Consider the following 18,347-nt stretch of genomic DNA (forward strand, 5'->3'; position numbering starts at 1 on the left):
CTGTGAAGGTGTTCACAGTCCGGCTCCGCTCGGTCCTCCGCTCAGTCCTCCACCGGCCCCGGCGGCGACGGGATCCCCGCGGTCGGGCCCGCGGCGGCTATGCGGCGCAGGATGTCCGGGCGCATGATCAGCATCGTGCGGCGGCCGGTGGACACGGCCCCCTTGTCCCGTAACTCCTTCAGCAGGCGCTGGACCATCTCCCGGGACGCGCCGACCGACCCGGCCAGCTCCTGCTTGCTGAGGGGTACGGCGAGTTCGATGCCGTCGGGGGTACGGCGGCCGTGGGTGCGGGTCAGGTCCAGGAGCAGCACGGCGAAGCGTTCCCGCACGCTCATCGACGCGAACTCCAGCCGGCGCCGGTCGGCCGCGCGGGTGCGGTCCGAGGTGAGACCGAGGAGGGCGAAGGAGGTGGCGGGCGAACGGTTGAGGAAGTCCTTGAACTGGCCGCGCTCCACCGCCACCGCCCGCACCGGTTCCAGCGCGGTCACGGTCGCCGACCGCGGGCGTCCGGTCAGCGCGGCCGACTCGCCGACGATGTCGCCGGGGCCGCGCAGCGCGAGCAGGGCCTCGTAGCCGTTGGCGGCCGAGGCGGTGATCTTGGTCCAGCCGTGCACGAGGAAGAGGACATGCGCGGAGGGTTCGTGCTGGCGGACCAGGATCGTCCGGGGGGTGAAGTCCAGCGCGCGTCCCAGGGCCAGCAGCGCCGAGCGGTCCTCGCGTTCCAGCCGGGCCAGGAAGGGCACCTGGTCGTCCAGACCCCCGTCGTCCGGCGTGTACGCCGGTATCCCCGTTGTCATTTACATCCCCCGAATTCCGACAGTGGGTCGATCAACGTACTGAAAGCACGGAGTCGCGGAGAGTGAAAGTGCGGAAACCGGCCACTGGCGGAAGCGGGTACGTCGGCATGCCGGTTCGCGTCACCGGGGCCGATGGCGCGGGGTGGGGAACCGGTGCCGTTTTCGGCACGTTGGAGCATCATGGAGGCATTCGGTCTCCGGCGCCGGGGGAGGTACTCAGTGTCGTACCCGACACCGTGGCAGGGGCAGGGACCGCAGCAGCCGTGGCAGCCGCACGGCGGAGCGTCCATGCTGGCCGCGACCGCCGACCGCGAGCGTGCCGTGGATGTGCTCCGGGCGGGCTTCGCCGAGGGGCGGCTGCGGGAGGACGAGCTGGAGAAGCGGGTGGCGCGGGCCTACGACGCCCGTACGGTCGGCGAGTTGATGCTGCTGGTCGCCGATCTGCCCCAGGGTCCGCAGGCGGCGGTCGTCCAGGTGCCGCCGCCCGGTTTCCGTCCGGTGCCGCCGGCCTTCCTGCCGGCCCCGCTGCCGCCGACCAACGGCAAGGCGGTCGGCGCCCTGGTCTGCGGCCTGCTGATCGTGCCGACGCTGGGTCTGACCGGTATCCCGGCGGTGATTCTCGGCCACACCGCCCGCGCGGAGATACGGCGGACCGACGAGGTCGGTGACGGGCTGGCGCTGACCGGGCTGGTCTTCGGCTGGCTCGCGGTCAGCGCCTGGACCCTGTTCCTCATGCTGCTGGTGGTGGCCGGAGCCAGCTCCGCCTGACGTCTCCGCGCCGTAGATTCGAAGATCGCGGAGGGGATGCGGCTTCGGCATGTTCCGTGCCGAGCCGTGGGTGACACCCATTTGTTTTGACCGCAGCGAATGAGGTAGGTACGCTCAGACCTTGTGCCTGGGGTGTGCCCTGGCCCTCGTGCGTGCCTTGAACCGCACTAAGGGGGCCGACACTGGCCACCGCAATCTGCGCCCCTTTTGCTGCCCGGCGAAAGTCTGCGGGATTCGACACACCCGACCGCGTGGGTCGGCGATGTTCCAGGTTAGCTTCACCATCGGCACACAGAAACCGGAGAAGTAGTGCCTACGATCCAGCAGCTGGTCCGGAAGGGCCGGCAGGACAAGGTCGAGAAGAACAAGACGCCCGCACTTGAGGGTTCGCCCCAGCGTCGCGGCGTCTGCACGCGTGTGTTCACGACCACCCCGAAGAAGCCGAACTCGGCCCTGCGTAAGGTCGCGCGTGTGCGTCTGACCAGCGGGATCGAGGTCACCGCTTACATTCCGGGTGAGGGACACAACCTGCAGGAGCACTCCATCGTGCTCGTGCGTGGCGGTCGTGTGAAGGACCTGCCCGGTGTTCGCTACAAGATCATCCGCGGTTCCCTTGACACCCAGGGTGTCAAGAACCGCAAGCAGGCCCGCAGCCGCTACGGCGCCAAGAAGGAGAAGTAGAAAATGCCTCGTAAGGGCCCCGCCCCGAAGCGCCCGGTCATCATCGACCCGGTCTACGGTTCTCCTCTTGTCACCTCCCTGATCAACAAGGTGCTGCTGAACGGCAAGCGCTCCACCGCCGAGCGCATCGTGTACGGCGCCATGGAGGGCCTGCGCGAGAAGACCAGCAACGACCCGGTCATCACGCTCAAGCGCGCGCTGGAGAACATCAAGCCCACGCTTGAGGTCAAGTCCCGCCGTGTCGGTGGCGCCACGTACCAGGTGCCGATCGAGGTCAAGCCCGGTCGCGCCAACACGCTCGCGCTGCGCTGGCTGGTCGGTTACTCCCGCGCCCGTCGCGAGAAGACCATGACCGAGCGTCTGCTCAACGAGCTTCTGGACGCTTCGAACGGCCTCGGTGCGGCCGTCAAGAAGCGCGAGGACACGCACAAGATGGCCGAGTCCAACAAGGCCTTCGCGCACTACCGCTGGTAGTCGCTCCCCACGACGAGACCGAGAGAAGACCGAAGCCTTATGGCTACCACTTCACTTGACCTGGCCAGGGTCCGCAACATCGGGATCATGGCTCACATCGACGCGGGTAAGACGACCACCACAGAGCGGATCCTCTTCTACACCGGCGTCAGCTACAAGATCGGTGAAGTCCACGACGGCGCCGCCACCATGGACTGGATGGAGCAGGAGCAGGAGCGTGGCATCACGATCACCTCTGCTGCCACCACCTGTCACTGGCCGCTTGAGGACGACGACTACACCATCAACATCATCGACACCCCCGGGCACGTCGACTTCACCGTCGAGGTGGAGCGTTCGCTCCGCGTCCTCGACGGCGCCGTCACGGTGTTCGACGGCGTCGCAGGTGTCGAGCCGCAGTCCGAGACGGTGTGGCGTCAGGCCGACCGTTACGGCGTGCCGCGCATCTGCTTCGTCAACAAGCTCGACCGGACCGGCGCGGAGTTCCACCGCTGCGTCGACATGATCAAGGACCGCCTCGGTGCGGTTCCGCTGATCATGCAGCTTCCGATCGGCGCCGAGATGGACTTCAAGGGCGTTGTGGACCTGGTCCGCATGAAGGCGCTCGTGTGGTCCGCCGAGGCCGCCAAGGGCGAGATGTACGACGTCGTCGACATCCCGGCCACGCACGTCGAGGCTGCCGAGGAGTACCGCGGCAAGCTCGTCGAGGCCGTCGCGGAGAACGACGACGAGATCATGGAGCTGTTCCTGGAGGGCCAGGAGCCCACCGAGGAGCAGCTGTACGCCGCGATCCGTCGCGTCACCATCGAGACCGGCAAGTCCAACGGCATCACGGTCACCCCGGTGTTCTGTGGCACCGCGTTCAAGAACAAGGGCGTCCAGCCCCTGCTCGACGCGGTCGTGCGCTACCTGCCGACCCCCCTGGACGTCGAGGCCATCGAAGGCCACGACGTCAAGGACCCCGAGGTCGTCGTCAAGCGCAAGCCGTCCGTGGACGAGCCGCTGTCCGCGCTCGCGTTCAAGATCATGAGCGACCCGCACCTGGGCAAGCTCACCTTCGTCCGGGTCTACTCGGGCCGCCTGGAGACTGGCACCGCGGTGCTGAACTCCGTCAAGGGCAAGAAGGAGCGCATCGGCAAGATCTACCGCATGCACGCGAACAAGCGTGAGGAGATCGAGGCGGTGGGCGCCGGCGACATCGTCGCCGTCATGGGCCTGAAGCAGACCACCACCGGTGAGACGCTGTGCGACGAGAAGAACCCGGTCATCCTGGAGTCCATGGACTTCCCGGCGCCGGTCATTCAGGTCGCCATCGAGCCCAAGTCCAAGGGTGACCAGGAGAAGCTGGGTATTGCCATCCAGCGTCTCGCGGAGGAGGACCCCTCCTTCCACGTTCACTCGGACGAGGAGACGGGCCAGACCATCCTCGGCGGTATGGGCGAGCTGCACCTTGAGGTGCTGGTCGACCGTATGAAGCGCGAGTTCAAGGTCGAGGCCAACGTCGGCAAGCCGCAGGTCGCGTACCGTGAGACGATCCGTAAGGCCGTCGAGCGCGTGGACTACACCCACAAGAAGCAGACCGGTGGTACCGGTCAGTTCGCCAAGGTGCAGATCGCGATCGAGCCGATCACCGAGTCCGACGGTCCGGCGTACGAGTTCGTGAACAAGGTCACCGGTGGCCGTATCCCGCGGGAGTACATCCCGTCGGTGGACGCCGGTGCGCAGGAGGCCATGCAGTTCGGCATCCTCGCCGGGTACGAGATGACGGGCGTCCGCATCACGCTGCTCGACGGTGCCTACCACGAGGTCGACTCCTCCGAGCTCGCGTTCAAGATCGCCGGTTCGCAGGCGTTCAAGGAGGCCGCTCGCAAGGCGTCCCCCGTGCTCCTTGAGCCGATGATGGCCGTCGAGGTCACCACGCCCGAGGACTACATGGGTGAGGTCATCGGCGACATCAACTCCCGCCGTGGTCAGATCCAGGCCATGGAGGAGCGTGCCGGTGCCCGCGTCGTGAAGGGCCTCGTGCCCCTCTCGGAGATGTTCGGCTACGTCGGCGACCTCCGCAGCAAGACCTCGGGTCGCGCAAGCTACTCGATGCAGTTCGACTCCTACGCCGAGGTTCCCCGGAACGTCGCCGAGGAGATCATCGCGAAGGCCAAGGGCGAGTAACACACACCGTTTGCACGCTTTAGGCTTGACACCGACCGCCGGGGCTCACCCGGGAGGGCAGACCCCGGCGGGCGGCATCCCAGCAAAGATCACCTGGCGCCGATGAGTAAGGCGTACCAGAACCACTCCGCAGGAGGACCCCAGTGGCGAAGGCAAAGTTCGAGCGGACTAAGCCGCACGTCAACATCGGCACCATCGGTCACATCGACCACGGTAAGACGACCCTCACGGCCGCCATTACCAAGGTGCTGCACGACGCGTACCCGGACCTGAACGAGGCCTCGGCCTTCGACCAGATCGACAAGGCTCCTGAGGAGCGCCAGCGCGGTATCACGATCTCGATCGCGCACGTCGAGTACCAGACCGAGACGCGTCACTACGCCCACGTCGACTGCCCCGGTCACGCGGACTACATCAAGAACATGATCACGGGTGCGGCGCAGATGGACGGCGCCATCCTCGTGGTCGCGGCCACCGACGGCCCGATGCCGCAGACCAAGGAGCACGTGCTCCTGGCCCGCCAGGTCGGCGTTCCGTACATCGTTGTCGCCCTGAACAAGGCCGACATGGTGGACGACGAGGAGATCCTGGAGCTCGTCGAGCTTGAGGTCCGTGAGCTCCTCTCCGAGTACGAGTTCCCGGGCGACGACCTGCCGGTCGTCAAGGTCTCGGCGCTCAAGGCCCTTGAGGGCGACAAGGAGTGGGGTCAGACGGTCCTCGACCTGATGGCCGCCGTCGACGAGGCGATCCCGACCCCGCCGCGTGACACCGACAAGCCGTTCCTCATGCCCGTCGAGGACGTCTTCACGATCACCGGTCGCGGTACGGTCGTCACCGGCCGTATCGAGCGTGGTGTCCTGAAGGTCAACGAGACCGTTGACATCATCGGCATCAAGCAGGAGAAGACCACCACCACGGTCACCGGCATCGAGATGTTCCGCAAGCTGCTCGACGAGGGCCAGGCCGGTGAGAACGTCGGTCTCCTCCTCCGTGGCATCAAGCGCGAGGACGTCGAGCGCGGCCAGGTCATCATCAAGCCCGGCTCGGTCACCCCGCACACGGAGTTCGAGGCCCAGGCGTACATCCTGTCCAAGGACGAGGGTGGCCGTCACACGCCGTTCTTCAACAACTACCGTCCCCAGTTCTACTTCCGCACCACGGACGTGACCGGCGTCGTGACCCTCCCCGAGGGCACCGAGATGGTCATGCCGGGCGACAACACTGAGATGACCGTTTCGCTCATCCAGCCCGTCGCCATGGAAGAGGGCCTGAAGTTCGCCATCCGTGAGGGTGGCCGCACGGTGGGCGCCGGCCAGGTCATCAAGATCAACAAGTAGTTCCGATCTGACCTGGTAGTAGTTTCAGGTAGCGGTTTCCAGAGGGGCCCGTACGACTTCGGTCGTACGGGCCCCTTTGCCGTCGCCGTGCCCGCTGTTACGAAACTATTCGGCGGGTACGACCCGTTGTCCCCTCCTTCCCCTCGCTCCACCATTTGTCATGCCACTGAGCAAATCAGCTTGGGAGGGATGAGCCATGGGCGAGTACGTGAGCCGAAGAGCCGTACTGGGAGCGGGACTTGCCGCGGTGCCGCTGCTGTCGCAGGGGGTCCCGCGGTCTGTCGAGGCGGGTGCGTACATCTCCTTCTCGCGTACGACGGGCGCCTTCCCCCTGGTCGGCGCCCCGGTCGTGGTGGACCCCGACGATCACCCCGGAGTCGTACGGGTAGCAGGGGACCTGCGGGCCGACATCGAACACGTCACGGGTGTACGGCCAGGAGGTGTTCTCGCGCGTGAGCGTGACGTGGTGCTGGTCGGCACGATCGGCCGCAGCGCACTGATCGACGGCCTGGTGGCCGCCGGGAAACTGGACGTCTCCGGGATCCGCGGCAGCTGGGAGACCTCGCTCCAGACGGTGGTCGACCGCCCGCTGCCGGGCGTGGACCGGGCGTTCGTCGTCGCGGGCAGCGACCCGCGCGGCACGATCTTCGGCGCGTACGACGTCTCGTACGGCATCGGGGTCTCGCCCTGGCACTGGTGGGACGACGTACCGCCGACGCGGCGGAGCGAGGTGTGGGTGCTGCCGGGCCGCTACTCGCAGGGCACGCCGGCGGTGAAGTACCGGGGCTTCTTCATCAACGACGAGAACCCGGCGCTGGGGACCTGGGCGCCGGCGTACTTCGGTCCGGGCAAGGCGCCGGGATATCCGGGCGGCTTCACCGCGGACTTCTACGGCCGGGTCTTCGAGGTGCTGCTCCGCCTGAAGGGGAACTACCTCTGGCCGGCGGTGTGGGGACGGGCCTTCGCGGAGGACGACCCGGAGAACCACCGGCGGGCGTCGGAGTACGGAGTTGTCATGGGCACGTCTCATGAGGCGCCGATGATGCGGGGAATCGAGGAGTGGAACCGGCACGCGGTCGCCGCCGTCCGGGACTCCTCCGGCGCGATCGTGACACCGGGCCACGATCCGTACGGCGGCACCGGGGAGTGGTCGTACCGGCTCAACTCCCAGGCGATACAGGCCTATTGGCGGGCCGGAGTGCAGCGGATGGTCGACCAGGGCTTCGAGGGTGTCGTCACGCTCGGCATGCGCGGCAACGGAGACACCAGCCTCCCCGACGGCGACGGCATCGAGTTGATGCGGGAGATCATCGCGGCGCAGCGCCGGATCATCGAGGAGGTGACGGGCCGCCCGGCGGCGGAGACCCCGCAGGTGTGGACGCTGTACAAGGAGGTCCAGCGGTACTGGGACCGGGGGTTGAGGGCGCCGGACGACGTCACGGTCGTACTGACGGACGACAACTGGGGGAACATCCGCAAGTATCCGGACCCTGTTGAGCCTGGGCGCGTCGGGGGCTACGGGTTGTACTACCACTTCGACTATGTGGGCGCCGGACGGAACTACAAGTGGGTGGACACGGCGAACCTGCGGAACGTGTGGGAGCAGCTGCACGCGGCGCACGCGTACGGGAATCGGGGGTTGTGGGTCGCGAATGTGGGCGATCTCAAGGGCAACGAACTGCCGGCTGAGTTCTTCCTCAACTACGCCTGGAATCCGGAGGGTTGGGATGCCTCGCGGCTGGGTGAGTGGGAACTGCGGTACGCACGGCAGAACTTCGGGGCAGGGCAGGCCGGTGAGATCGCCTCGGTGCTGGCCGCGTACGGGCAGTTGCAGGCCCGCCGCAAACCGGAACTGCTGAACCGGCGGATCACTCTCGTCGACGGCCAGGTGGTCTACGACGACCAGCAGACACCGTTCGCCCTCGGAGACCGGGAGTTGGAGCGGGTCACGGAGGAGTGGCGGGAGCTGGGGCGGCGGGCCGAGCGGATCGGGCGGTGGCTGCCGGGGGGTGGGGTGCGGGACGCGTGGTTCGAACTCGTCGGGTACGCGGTGGCGGCGACCGCCAACCTGTATGAACTGCGGTCGGCCGAGTTCACGAACCTCCTGTACGCGGCGCAGGGCCGGGCCGCGACGAACTCCCTGGCGGACGCGGCGGAGGTGGCCCTCGCGCGTGACTTCGCGCTGGCCGAGCGCTTCAACTCGCAGGTGGCGGGCGGGAAATGGGCCGGTTTCCAGACACAGCCGCACATCGACTACGGGGATGTGGAGCGGTACGGACCCAACGCCGGCTGGCAGCAGCCGGAACGGGACAACGTGGCGTTGCCGGACGTGCTGTTTCCGGCGGTGCGGCGGATTGAGGTGGGGGAGGGGGCGGAGATGGGGGTGGCGGTGGGGGATGCGGTGGGTGATGCGGTGGAGGGTTCGGAGACGGGGGTGTGGTGGCCGGGAGGTGGGGCGGGGGTGGGGCTTGTCCTGCCGGTCTTCAGTCCGTACCAGACGCGGCCGCAGCAGTTCGTCGAGGTGTTCAACCGTGGGCGTACGGCTTTCGACTATCGGATCGATACGTCGTCGGTGCCGTGGTTGGTGGTGGAGGGGTCGCGGTCGCGGGGGCGGGTGGAGCGGGAGGTTCGGGTGGAGGTGGGGGTGGACTGGGCGCGGGTGCCGGTGGGGCGTGCGGAGGGGGTGCTGACGGTGACCGGTGCGGGGGCGTCGGTGGCGGTCAGCTGTGTCGCAGAGAAGCCGTCGGCCCGAGGACTACGGGGCCTACGGGGCCTACGGGGGCTACGGGGGCTACGGGGGCTACGGGGGTTCGTGGAGGCGGGCGGTTATGTGGCGATCGACGCGGAGCACCACGACCGGGTGGTCGGCGGGTGGCGTCGTATTGGCGGCATCGGGCGGACGGGGGCGGGGATGACGCCGTGGCCGGTGACGCTGCCCCGGCAGACGCCGGGTGGGGAGGGGTCGCCGCGGCTGGAGTACGAGGTGAGTCTGGTGTCGGCGCCTGCCGCGGGAGAGGTGACGGTGTGGGCGTATCTGTCCCCTCGTAACCCTGCGTTGCCGACGGGCGGTCTGCGCTACGGCGTCTCCCTGGACGACGGGCCGATCGAGACCGTCGACATCAACGTCGGTGCTGATGACGGCCTGTTGAACGCGGTATGGGCCCGCAACACCTCCGACAACGTCAACGCGACGTCGACGAAACACTCCGTGACGAAGGCCGGGGTCCACCGGTTGAGGTTCTGGATGATGGACCCGACGGTGGTGTTGCAGCGGCTCGTGATCGACACGGGGAGTCTGCCGGCGCTGTACCTGGGGCCGTTGGAGAGTCGGCGGGTGTAGCGAAGGGACTGCGGTGGGCGGGCCGAGTGGGTCGAGTGGGTTGAGTGGGTCGGGGGTGCCGAGGGAGTTGGGCGTTTCGGCGCTGAGTTCGGGGCCGAGGAAGCTGGCGTCCTCGCCGGGGGAGAAACGGGCGGCGGCGAAGGCGATCGAGGAGCACATCGGGCCAGACACGCTCGTGGCGGGGCGCTGGGCGGACGAGGAAGTGGGCGCCGCCGTACGGGAGTTCGCCGCGAAGGACGGGGACGGATGGCTCACCTCGGCCGCTCTCAAGAAGGCGCACGGGGCGTGGGCGGACCAGGTGAAGAACCTCATGGACCGGCTCGGCGCGGAGAAGGACGCGCTGCGGAGCGGGAACGCGGTGCTGACGAGTACGGATCTGGCGGTGGGGTCGACGTTGCGCGAGCAGTCCTCGCTGGACACGTACTGAGGCCAGTCAACTACAGGAACTATTGGGGCTGTTGGGCACATGCCGACGTATCACGAGATCATGACCACCGACCTCGCCACGCTGACCACGGCGGCCGAGCGCTGGGACGGCATGGCGGGCGAGTTCGAGAAACAGGAGACGGCGTACCGGCGGGATGTGCACGGCATCTCCATGGGCACGACGTGGACGGGGCTCAGCGCCGACGCGGCGAACGCCCGCTTCGACACCACGCTCAAGGAGTTCGGCTACGCGCAGACGGAGGCCAAGGCGATCGCGTCGCTGCTGCGGGACGCGCACGAGCGGTTCGTGGAGCTGCGGGGGCGGGTGGAGGCGGCGCGGGGGGATGCGATTCGGGCGGGCATGGCGGTTTCGGAACAGGGGGTCGTGAGCCCCGGCCCCGACCAGCCGGAGACCCCCGTCGATCCGCATGCCGCACAGCAGTGGCAGGACCACATCAGCAAGGCGGTGCGCGATGTGACGGATGCGGATACCGGCGTCCGGATCGCGCTGGCGGGGGCCGTGATCGACTCCGAACTGCTCGCCGGCGGGCGGGGGTTCAACGGCAGGGCGACGGGTGACGTAGAACGGTACGAGGCCGAGGAGACGGACCGGTACCTGGAAAAACTGAGCAGGGGCGGCGAGTTGACGGACACTCAACTCGCCGAACTGGAACGGTCCTTCCGAGACAACAGCGGCGACGAGGTGTTCGCGCGGACACTCCTGGACGACCTGGGCGCGACGGAAACGCTGAAACTGACGAACGAACTGAACGACCGTATCCACTTCCAGGGCGGCGCCGGTGCGGGCAGGTACGCGACGATCGAGACGGGCCTGGCGGACACGCTGGCCGCGGCGACAAGGCATCCCGGGTCGGACTGGTACCGGAAGTGGCGCACCGACATGCGGCACGCGGGCCTCCGGCACTACGCCACCGACGCGCAGGGCCTCCACCTCGACAAGGCGGTCGGCTACCAGTCGCTGGTCACGCTGATGGGGAAGGGCCACGGGTACGCGCCCGGGATGGTCGAGGACCTCACCGACGACATGATCGCGGCGGAGAAGAAGCACCCCGGGATCTGGCGGGTGAAGGGCACGTACGCCGGCGCGCGCGGCGGCTGGTTCGCCAACGACCCCGTCGACGGCATGCTCGGCATCATGAGCCGCGACCCCGCGGAGGCCGCGCGTTATCTCCATTCCGACGCCCACATGAAATACCTCATGAAGGACCGCGACTGGAATGTAACCCTCAATGACGAGGGGGTCTCGAAGGGCGGCCACTACGTACCCCGGTTGGACGCCGACGACCGGGCGGGATTCGGAGCGGCGTTGCAGGCGGCGGCGACGGGGATCGATCCGGCGCATCCGCACGGGCATCCGGTGGGGGATCGGGCGACGAACGACGCGGTGTTCAAGTCGGCGCTGAACTATCTGTCCGACAGCGGCGACGATTTCCCGCCGTCGCTCCGGAAGCCGATGGCCAATGTGCTCATCAATCATGGGGATACGGTGCATGCAGCGATGAGTGAAGTCGACGTCGCCCATTCTCCCTTGGACCAGCACAGGCTCTTCGAGGTCGCGAAACAGGTGTCCAAGGATGAGGGGGCGTATGGGACGTTGAACGGGGGGATGAACCAGGCGATGGTTTCGGCCATTCACCACGACCACTCGAACTCGGCCGATTCCCTGAGCGGAGCAGGCCGCACCGTCGGCTTCCTGGAGGAGGCCCGGGTCCAGGCTGCGGGTGACCCGAAGGTCGCGGCATTCGAGTCCAAGCCGCTCTTCGACAAGGCGATCAGTTATATCCCTATGGGTAGTGGGGATGTACAGATGGGGTTTGACTATGTGACGGATCAGTGGCTGGCTGATGAGCAGCGGCGACTGGACAACAAACAGGCGGACGACAATGTCCAGGCGTATACCAAGAGGAACGGTCAGCTGATGGCCCTTGCGAACGAGTGGAAGAAGACCCATCAGTTGGATGGCAATCCGTACTACAACGCCAAAGAGGAGATCGGTCGATCCGCCCGAGACGGGATGGCGCATGCCACTGGGATGTCCGGAGAACGAACCACGTGAACGCTTGCCGGATCCTGATCGTGCTGTTGCTGTCCATCCTTGCGTTGTCTTGCGGTAGTTCCACATATCACGAGGTTCCGAAGGCGATTTGCGGGACTCCTGTGGACCCGGCTCTCACTCGACTGCTTGTGACGTCCACGAAGCCATTCCATGAGTACAACCGAGTCGATCGATCCGATGCGATCACTGCGCCTTGCATCCTTCTGTCGGAGCACGACCCCGTTCTTGAGTTCCGTTTCTCGTGGGACGACACGGCAACGGACCTTATGTATCTGGCGACGGGCGCCGGGTCGATCTCACGTGTCACGGCACCACGGGGTATCAACCTCGGCTACAAGTCGATCGTCGGCACCGACGGAGCCATCTCGATTGCCCCCTGCAAGACCAACGGCGGCGACTACTTCACCCTCACCCTCCAAGTCCCCCAGATCAGCCTCATGGACCAAACCCACCGCAAGGACATCGAGAAGTTCATGCGGGCCTACTTCCCGGCGACCCTTAAGACCTTGGGGTGCAAGTGAGGTCAAGAGGCCGGCGGGCCTGAGTACTTGTGCTCATGTGTCGCCCCGTGCCCTGTAGTTGGCTCGGGGCATGTCGATTACACAGGGCACCTCGGTGCGCGGAACACGGGTCGGACAGCTGATCGCGACGGTGGTCACCCTTCCCGCCGCCTTCTTCGCGTACATCATCGGCAGCCTCACCCCCATGGCCTGCGACTCCTGCAACGGTGCGGAAGCCGATCACTTCTACCGGAGGTTCGACACTGCCTTCACGATCCTTCAGGTGGGGCTTCTGACCTCCCTGGCGCTGCTGCTCGCCAGTTGGGGCCTGCCGCAGACCGAGAAGACCGTCGCTCAGCGTGCTCTGTTCGCCGTCCTCGCGCCCAGCACCGTGATGTTCTCGTTCCTCCTGTTCACCGGCATCGTCCCGACCCCCAACTGACGGCGGCCGATTCTGACCGTCTCGTACTCCGGGGCGACGCGGGAGGCCCGGAACCCAGTCCTTCAGGACCGGTGATCGCCCAGCATCTTCACCGCCCGGTCGAACCCCGAATCCCGCCCCGCCGTGAACTCCTCCTTCGTGAATACAGGCACCGTCACCTCTGGCGGGATCCCTGTTCCGTCGAACGTGTGGCCCGAGTCGGTCAGGTACTCCTCGTTCGGGAGGTAGGCCGTCATGCTGTTGGGGAGTTTGCGTTCCATGACGTCGGAGAAGACGCCCTGGGTGGGCTGGCCGATGCGGATCGTGTGGCCGGGGCGGTCGATCAGGGCCTGGGTGAAGGTCTCGCCCGCGCTCACTGTCGAGCCGCCGGTCAGGATGGCCACCGGGCCGGTGTAGTGCGGGGCGTGGGCCGGGAGTACCGGGATCGGCTCGGGGTGGGTGTGGCGGTTCGGGTTTGTCGGGTTGTTGCGGGCGCGTTTGGAGTAGGCGATGTAGGGGGTGTCGGTGAGGCGTTGCGCGATGTGGATGCCGAGGGCGTCTGAGCCGCCGCCGTTGATGCGCAGGTCGATGATCAGGCCGTGCAGGTGTTGGGAACGTCGTGGCGTGAGGACTGTGTTCAACGCCCGGTCCAGTTCGGCCAGTTGGGCCGCGTACGACGCCTCGTCGTCCGGCAGGTAGCCGTCGAAGCCGGAGATGCGGAGATAGCCGATACGGCTGCTGCCCGGCAGGTCCGCGTACGTGATACGGCCGTTGGCGAAGTCTTGGCGGTACGGGGCGTTCGCCAGATCCCTCGCCTCGATGAACTTCTTGACCTTCGCGTCCAGTTCGTCGTCGGGCACCGCCGTGCCGGGGCGACCCTCGGCGAACACGCGGTCGCCGTCCTGGACCGCGACATGGGCGTCGTACAGCGGACGCACCATCCTGCTGAAGATGTCGAACAGTTCCGTCCTGGTCGTGTTCGCGTGTACCAGCGGGCGGTACTGGGCTCGCACGGCGTGCCAGTCGATGCCCTTGGCCGCGAAGAACGGGTAGTTCTCCTCGTACGACTGCCAGAAGACGTCGAACGACGTCAGGGGGTCCTTCGGGGTCGGGCGGGTGCAGGCGGCGGGCAGGGCCGGGATGCGGCGCAGGTTCCGGTGGCCCACCGAACTGGCCACCGCCACCGACGCGTGGTTCCCGTCCTTGCCCGGCCGCACCGTGACGACGTCACCGTCCATCGCGTACGTCCCCGGGCCCGTCTGCCGGGCGGTGTCGCCCTTGAGGCAGCTCACCGCGGTGGTCTGGTACTCCTGGTACCTCCCGTGACCGACGGCTACGACCGTGCCGTAGCCGTCCATCCGCCAGAGGCCGTCGGTGGTGTGATCCGAGCCGGTGGCGGACGCGGTCGGCGCGGCGAGGCCTGCGGCGAGGGTCAGGGCGATGACGGTGGCGGCGATGGTGGTACGCACGTTCTGTTCTCCCCGTGGTGCGGCGATCCGGCCTGCGTTACCCGCATGAACTCAGGTCTCACAACCCTGACCGATCGGCCACCGCCCGGGACATCCGGCACACCCGAGCATCGGAGTGAGGGAAACCCCCGGGGCCCGGGCGTCGGAGTGCGTATCAGGAAGCTCTTCGACCTGCGCGCTCCTCGTCGATCTCCATCGCCTGCCCGGCCAGATGCGCCCGTGCCGCCGCCTCCTGGTTCACGCGTTCGTCGGGGGAGAGGCGGTCGTACTCGCGGAAGCCCTGAACCATGCGGTCGCTCAGTGCCTCCGCGTACGAGGGGACACGGGCAGCCTCGCGCAGGCCCGTTCGGCCGCTGAGGACATCGCGTGCCATCTCGCGCAGCGGATCGTCGGGAGCATTGTCGTCGGCGAGTTTCTGAAGTGCCTTGCGCAGCGACCGGGCGCGGGCCTGGTCGCCGCCGGTGATGTCCATCAAGTCCGCGTCGCCGATGCGTAGTTCGTTGGGCATGCGCGTCCTCCTTGTGACGTGAGGGCGGTTTGTCGGGTGCTGGATGCCGTATCAGATCGACGGGCTCGGGTGGTCGTACTCGCCGATCTTCGTGAACTCGGAGATCGTTCCGTAGAGGGTCGCGCCGGTGGTCTCCACCAGACCGACGGCACCGTTCACGACGCCCTGGACGTTGCCGATGGCCTCGGTTGCCTGGCCCCAGAGGCGGAGCATGTTCGATCTCCAGTGCCGCGAGGCCGTAGCCCACCGCCGTGCCGGCGCCGGTCCACGACAGTGCGGTCCCGGCCGCCATCTCGACAGCGGTGATCAACAGGCTGTCGATGATGCCGCTCAGATAGCCGGTGATGGCCTCGGCTGTGGAATAAGCCGAGTGGGCCAGGTGGTCGTACTCGGTCCTCAGCTTGCCGAACTCGTCTCTGATCTCTTCGAGTTTCGCCGCGCAGGTGTGGAAATAGGTGTATGCCGCGTCGGCGGCATGCCCGTTCCACGTGGAGTCGAGGGTCCTGTTGCCGGACCTGACATTGCTGGAGACCGCGTCGACGGCTCTGCCCAACTGGTCCCAGATATCACCGCACTTGGCGAACGACTCCCAGTCGCCGGCGAACCACTGGACCACTTCGTCCAGAGGATTGAAGCCGAAGACCGCGTTGCACGCCTCCATCACCCAGTACGTCAGGCTCGCCAGGTCGCCGCAGTTGTTGAAGACATCGAGGATCGGTCCCTGGGAGAACTCGCTCGGTGCGGCCGGAGCCCGGAGCACACTCGTGGGCTCGGTGACGTCGATGAAGTCGGACACGGAGTTACTCGACCGGGCGCTTCACGAGGGGATAGGTCGCGTCGACGCGCGCTGCCACAGCCAGGTCTGTTTGCATGTAGTACTTCTTGTCGCGCTCCAGTTCCGAGCTCGCCGCACTCAGGACCTCTTGCAGTCTGTCCATCGCCTGGTTGACCGTCTCGACCGTCGACATGTGCGTGCTCAGGAAGAGGCTCAGCACGCCCTGGTCCGGTACACCGATATCGGTGTACCGGGTGCAGTGGCTCTTGAAGTCCGCCGCGTCGTGCGCCGCGCGGCTGATCTGCCTCGCATATCCGCTGAGGTCCCAGGGACTGACTCGGAGATTCACTTCGTGCCTTCCGTCCTCATGGCCGGGCTGCCTGCACTGCCAACTCCCGTGTGAGTGCGTACGTTTCGTGATTCGCCGGACGTGATGAGCAAACAGGGCTGTCCATCCCGGTAGGGTGCACGCCGTGATGAACCGCGGGAACGGGGCAAACCCTGACGAAGGAGTCCAGCTCGGCGACGGCACAGACGCGCTGGCCGCGGTCGACGACCGAGTTCGGAAGCTGTTCACCGGTCTCACCTGCGTCTTCGTGACACTGCTCGCCGTAGGCCTGCTGGCGGTCCTCCGCCGAGCCGCGACAGGCCAGGGCCAGGGGGAGGTGCCCGGCGTTCTTCAGGTGATCGCGGCCGTCATGGGGCTCGCGGTGGTTGCGGTCGCGGTGTGGTTAGTCGTCCGGGGCCGGCGCGTCCAGAGGTGGCTGCCGCTGGTGATCGCATGTGGGGGCTGCGTCGGCTGGATGGCCGTCATGGTTCTCGTGGCGCGGATTTACTGATCGTTTCAGAATGATCAGATCGCACCCGCACAGCCTGCCGATCAAGATTGCCAGACGCAAGCTCGCGGACTCGCTGAAGCCATCGATAAGATCGGCCGGTGAGTTTGTTCTGGCAGGATCGACGTATCGCCGATACCGCTTTCACCGCAGCCTGTACTGCAATCGGTCACGGCCCCGACGAGCGCTGGGAGGAAGGTGCCGGCACGGCCTTCTGGTGGACCAGCAGCCTTCCTGCGTGGCCTCACGGAGTGATCGTGTTCTGGCGGCACGGTCGGGACTGGCAGCTCATCCCCCTGGATCGGGATGAAAACCCAGTCCGGGACGGCACGGAGCGGCTCCCCTGGCCGGCCGAGTTGCCACCGGACGAGGCCGCTCAGCGGGTCGCAGAACTGCTTGCGGAGGACCGCCTAGCGTGAGGCCGCGACCGACGTAGCTGCCTTTCTGAAACGAGCAGTTTAGCCAGGGGGTTTCCTGTTCCCCTCAGGACTCTGGGTTGCCGGGCCCCGCATACCGCGGCAAGCCCTCCGTCGAGATGGTCCAGTCGGCGATGGTGACGTCCTCGCCGTAGACGAAGTCCTTGCGGGTGGCGTAGCGGGGGCCGTCGGGGGTGGCGTGGATGTCGGTGAGGACGGCGCCGGTGCCGGTGCGGGGGTCGAAGACGGCGTAGGTGGGGATCCCGATCAGGGGGTAGTCACGCATCTTGCCGACCCAGTCGTTGTCCGGGTTGGAGCGGGTGACGACTTCGATGGCGGCGATGAGTGTGTGCGGATCGATGGAGGCTTGGGTGTCCAGGTCGCTCCAGGCGATCACCATCACGTCAGGTGACGCATGATCCCCTCGGGCTCGTTCTCCACGTCGGGGGTCCCGTTATGAGCCAGCAAGTCGTCCGGCATGATCTTCTCAAGTCGCCGGCTGATGCGTGCTGCCGTGACCTCGTGCGGTCCTCCCGACGACATCATGTCGTGGACGATCCCTTCCTTGGTGATCTCGAACTTGCCGGGAAGCGTGTCGTCCATGCCCTGTAGGACGTCCCTCATGGCCCGGTACTGGTGGGCGGCGCCCTGCTGCGCGTTGTCCGAGGCGATGGTCATGGCGCTCGCTCCTCGTGGTCTGTGCCCAGGGGCAAGGATCGTCCCCTTCATGCTAGGCCGCCCCCGGCAGATCGGTTCGGCAGTCGTGGCAGTGGCCTGGGGTGGGGGAGCGGAAGGCTCGGTCGCAGTTGTCGCAGTTCTGGAGGGGGTGCCGTACGACTGGCGCCGCCGCCGGGGTGCGGAATGGTGGTGGGGGCGGGAGTTGGGCTGTCAGGCGGTGGGCCAGGAGGGCTGCGGGGCGGCGTAGGGCTTCGGGTGGGAGGTCTGTGGTGAGGGTGTGGCGTATGGCGGTGGGGGTGACGTCTCGTTCCAGCCAGGCTGCGACCCCCGGCGCGAGGTGGGTTGTGTCGCAGGTCGAGAGGAGCAGGCGGGGGTCGTGGCGGCGGAGGTCGGTGAGGAGGTCGGTGGCCTGTTGGATGAGGGTGGGGGAGGGGTAGGCGGGGCGTGGTACGGGCGGCAGTGCCTTGCGGGTGGCGGTCTTGGCGGCTTTGGGCCGCGTGTGGGGTTGGGACTCTTTGTGGTCTCTACGGCTGTTGCCGGGCTGGTTGCAGGAGATGGTGCGGGTGATGATGCGGCCGTTGGGGATGCGGTGGCGTTCGCGGCGGAGGTAGCCGTGGGTCTCCAGCTCGCGTAGGGCGGCGGCGATTCGGGTTTTGCCCTCGGGGAAGCGGGTGG

18 protein-coding genes and 2 pseudogenes are annotated in these 18,347 nt (G+C 67.0%); 12 read left to right on the forward strand and 8 right to left on the reverse strand.

What is annotated here, in order from left to right:
- Nucleotides 1-41: 41 nt before the first annotated feature.
- Nucleotides 42-797 carry a Crp/Fnr family transcriptional regulator gene (locus ACWIHT_RS32155; RefSeq protein WP_456171789.1) on the reverse strand — a complete coding sequence of 252 codons (756 nt, stop codon included), beginning with the start codon at nt 795-797 and terminating at the stop codon, nt 42-44.
- A gap of 219 nt (nt 798-1,016) precedes the next feature.
- Here ACWIHT_RS32155 and ACWIHT_RS32160 point away from each other — a divergent pair, with 219 nt between their 5' ends.
- From ACWIHT_RS32160 to ACWIHT_RS32205, 10 genes are all read left to right on the forward strand, one after another.
- Nucleotides 1,017-1,565: a DUF1707 and DUF4190 domain-containing protein gene (locus ACWIHT_RS32160; protein WP_456171790.1), complete on the forward strand. Its 549-nt coding sequence runs from the start codon at nt 1,017-1,019 to the stop codon at nt 1,563-1,565.
- A 309-nt stretch (nt 1,566-1,874) separates the two neighbouring features.
- On the forward strand, nt 1,875-2,246 hold the full coding sequence (gene rpsL / locus ACWIHT_RS32165; RefSeq protein WP_003948652.1) for a 30S ribosomal protein S12: 372 nt from the start codon (nt 1,875-1,877) through the stop codon (nt 2,244-2,246).
- Nucleotides 2,247-2,249: 3 nt separating this feature from the next.
- Nucleotides 2,250-2,720, forward strand: coding sequence for a 30S ribosomal protein S7 (gene rpsG / locus ACWIHT_RS32170; protein ID WP_005481264.1), 471 nt, complete (start codon nt 2,250-2,252; stop codon nt 2,718-2,720).
- Between the two features lie 39 nt (nt 2,721-2,759).
- Nucleotides 2,760-4,889, forward strand: a complete 2,130-nt coding sequence (fusA, locus tag ACWIHT_RS32175) for an elongation factor G (protein WP_456171791.1) — start codon at nt 2,760-2,762, stop codon at nt 4,887-4,889.
- A 143-nt stretch (nt 4,890-5,032) separates the two neighbouring features.
- Nucleotides 5,033-6,226 carry an elongation factor Tu gene (gene tuf / locus ACWIHT_RS32180; RefSeq protein ID WP_262063998.1) on the forward strand — a complete coding sequence of 398 codons (1,194 nt, stop codon included), beginning with the start codon at nt 5,033-5,035 and terminating at the stop codon, nt 6,224-6,226.
- A gap of 196 nt (nt 6,227-6,422) precedes the next feature.
- A complete protein-coding gene (locus ACWIHT_RS32185) occupies nt 6,423-9,566 on the forward strand; it encodes a glycosyl hydrolase 115 family protein (RefSeq protein WP_456171792.1) in 3,144 nt (1,047 codons plus the stop codon).
- Nucleotides 9,567-9,633: 67 nt separating this feature from the next.
- Nucleotides 9,634-9,993 carry a hypothetical protein gene (locus tag ACWIHT_RS32190; protein ID WP_456171793.1) on the forward strand — a complete coding sequence of 120 codons (360 nt, stop codon included), beginning with the start codon at nt 9,634-9,636 and terminating at the stop codon, nt 9,991-9,993.
- A 60-nt stretch (nt 9,994-10,053) separates the two neighbouring features.
- Nucleotides 10,054-12,069, forward strand: a complete 2,016-nt coding sequence (locus ACWIHT_RS32195) for a hypothetical protein (protein WP_456171794.1) — start codon at nt 10,054-10,056, stop codon at nt 12,067-12,069.
- Between the two features lie 266 nt (nt 12,070-12,335).
- Nucleotides 12,336-12,590: a hypothetical protein gene (locus tag ACWIHT_RS32200; protein ID WP_456171795.1), complete on the forward strand. Its 255-nt coding sequence runs from the start codon at nt 12,336-12,338 to the stop codon at nt 12,588-12,590.
- Nucleotides 12,591-12,660: 70 nt separating this feature from the next.
- Nucleotides 12,661-13,011: a hypothetical protein gene (locus ACWIHT_RS32205; protein ID WP_456171797.1), complete on the forward strand. Its 351-nt coding sequence runs from the start codon at nt 12,661-12,663 to the stop codon at nt 13,009-13,011.
- 62 nt (nt 13,012-13,073) lie between these two features.
- Here the strand turns inward: ACWIHT_RS32205 and ACWIHT_RS32210 are convergent, their stop codons facing one another.
- From ACWIHT_RS32210 to ACWIHT_RS32230, 5 genes and pseudogenes are all read right to left on the reverse strand, one after another.
- Complete coding sequence (locus tag ACWIHT_RS32210) at nt 13,074-14,459, reverse strand: S41 family peptidase (protein WP_456171798.1); 1,386 nt, start codon at nt 14,457-14,459, stop codon at nt 13,074-13,076.
- 154 nt (nt 14,460-14,613) lie between these two features.
- Complete coding sequence (locus ACWIHT_RS32215) at nt 14,614-14,967, reverse strand: hypothetical protein (RefSeq protein ID WP_456171809.1); 354 nt, start codon at nt 14,965-14,967, stop codon at nt 14,614-14,616.
- Nucleotides 14,968-15,018: 51 nt separating this feature from the next.
- Nucleotides 15,019-15,180, reverse strand: coding sequence for a hypothetical protein (locus ACWIHT_RS32220; protein WP_456171811.1), 162 nt, complete (start codon nt 15,178-15,180; stop codon nt 15,019-15,021).
- A gap of 43 nt (nt 15,181-15,223) precedes the next feature.
- A pseudogene (locus tag ACWIHT_RS32225) lies at nt 15,224-15,628 on the reverse strand (WXG100-like domain-containing protein); the annotation flags it as partial.
- Nucleotides 15,629-15,767: 139 nt separating this feature from the next.
- Complete coding sequence (locus ACWIHT_RS32230; protein WP_456171799.1) at nt 15,768-16,091, reverse strand: hypothetical protein; 324 nt, start codon at nt 16,089-16,091, stop codon at nt 15,768-15,770.
- A 127-nt stretch (nt 16,092-16,218) separates the two neighbouring features.
- On the opposite strand from ACWIHT_RS32230, the gene ACWIHT_RS32235 reads away from it, so the two are divergent.
- Together ACWIHT_RS32235 and ACWIHT_RS32240 are read left to right on the forward strand one after the other, a co-directional pair.
- Nucleotides 16,219-16,581: a hypothetical protein gene (locus tag ACWIHT_RS32235; protein WP_456171800.1), complete on the forward strand. Its 363-nt coding sequence runs from the start codon at nt 16,219-16,221 to the stop codon at nt 16,579-16,581.
- A 98-nt stretch (nt 16,582-16,679) separates the two neighbouring features.
- Nucleotides 16,680-16,997, forward strand: coding sequence for a hypothetical protein (locus ACWIHT_RS32240; protein WP_456171801.1), 318 nt, complete (start codon nt 16,680-16,682; stop codon nt 16,995-16,997).
- A 64-nt stretch (nt 16,998-17,061) separates the two neighbouring features.
- Here ACWIHT_RS32240 and ACWIHT_RS32245 read toward each other — a convergent pair.
- Nucleotides 17,062-17,672, reverse strand: a pseudogene (locus ACWIHT_RS32245) (Uma2 family endonuclease).
- A gap of 52 nt (nt 17,673-17,724) precedes the next feature.
- A partial coding sequence (locus tag ACWIHT_RS32250; RefSeq protein WP_456171803.1) for a helix-turn-helix domain-containing protein occupies nt 17,725-18,347 on the reverse strand: 623 nt, incomplete at its 5' end.

This window comes from Streptomyces sp. NPDC002276, from assembly GCF_053891435.1.